Here is a 1,363-nt window from a genome sequence, read left to right as displayed (position 1 = left end):
GTCCTTCATGTAGGTGGTCAGCGCCTCCATCTTCATGGACGTGTCGGCGTCGAGGCGGAAGTGCCAGTAGCTGCACTTGCTGTTGGTCAGGTCGGGATCGACGGCCGCGTAGTTCAGGTACAGCACCTCCTTGCCCTTGTTGCGGGCATTGTGCTTTTCCAGCGCGTCGATGATGGCCAGTGCCGGACCCGAGCCGTTGCCCTGCGTCACATAGCGGGCACCCTGGTCCATGGCCGAGCGCAGTGCCGCCGTGGTCTCCTGCGGGCTGAGCTTGTTGTCCAGCGGGATGATCTCGAACTTCACGCCCGAAGCATTCTTCTTGTTGAAATCCTCGGCCAGCAGCTGGAAGGTCTTGAGCTGGTTGGTGCCCACGGCTGCCATCAGGCCCGACAGCGGATCGATCCAGCCGATCTTGACGGTTTCACCCTTTTGCGCCCAGGCACCGCCGGCGCAGGTCGCCATCGTCGCCACCGCCATTGCCCGCATCACCCATTTCATAGCTGTCTCCTTGCATTGTTTTGGTACGGCATCGGCACCAATCTAGCGTCAAGCCGGGCATTCGCGGCTGGGGAATGCCTTAGAAACTATCGCGCATGCGACTTTTCGCTTTTCAAAGACACATGCGGGACAGATCAGGCCACTTGCGCGCAAAAGAAACCTTTTGCAGGTGGCCGTTCTTTGGCTGCCCGAGGACCGGCCCTGGTGTTGGTGGCAGAAAAAAAGGGGTGCCTGGGCACCCCTTTCGTCAGCACCCGCAGTCTCACGAGGGGCGCTTCATCTGGCAGCTGGTCGGCGTGCTGGCCACATAGGGCTCGAAGTACTTCACGGGCACGAAGGTGTAGCCGGTGTTCTCCGAGTCGTAGGGATACTTGCCGCCGGCCTTTTCCCACTTGGTGATGTACAGGCCCTGCTGCAGCTGGTGGTCGGTCTTGCGCATCTCGACCTCGCCGTTGTAGTTCTGGAACCTCATGCCTTCCAGCGTGGCAGCGATCTTGACGGGATCCGTGCTCTTGGCGCGGGCAAAGGCCTGGTCCAGCATGTTCAGGCCGGTATAGACCGAGCCCGTGTACAGGTCGTCGTTGAACTTGGCCTTGTAGCCCTTGACGAGCTTGTCCATGACGCCGGGCATGTTCATGTGGCCGTAGCCCACCATGTAGACCTTGCCGCTGGCACCGGCGCCCATGGCGGTGGGCACGCCGGTGGTGATGGCGTAGTAGGTATAGAACTTGACGTCGTTCAGGCCCGCATCGTTGGCGGCCTTGATCAGCAGCGCCAGATCGGAGCCCCAGTTGCCCGTGATCACCGTGTCGGCACCCGACTGCTTGATCTTGGCCACATAGGGCGCGAAGTCGCGCACCTGGGC

Annotated in this window: 2 protein-coding genes; both read right to left on the bottom strand. The window is 61.3% G+C overall.

Annotated features, from left to right (window positions below; all coding sequences use genetic code 11):
* Window positions 1-498 (bottom strand): ABC transporter substrate-binding protein (locus V8Z74_RS26155; protein ID WP_349712309.1); only part of this gene is annotated, 498 nt, incomplete at its 3' end.
* 262 nt (window positions 499-760) lie between these two features.
* Window positions 761-1,363 (bottom strand): ABC transporter substrate-binding protein (locus V8Z74_RS26150; RefSeq protein WP_349712306.1); only part of this gene is annotated, 603 nt, incomplete at its 5' end.

The sequence above is a fragment of the Comamonas sp. w2-DMI genome, from assembly GCF_040187735.1.
Taxonomy (GTDB): domain Bacteria; phylum Pseudomonadota; class Gammaproteobacteria; order Burkholderiales; family Burkholderiaceae_C; genus Comamonas; species Comamonas terrae.
Note: the sequence above shows the minus strand (reverse complement) of the source record. Positions and strands in the feature narration are given on the sequence as shown.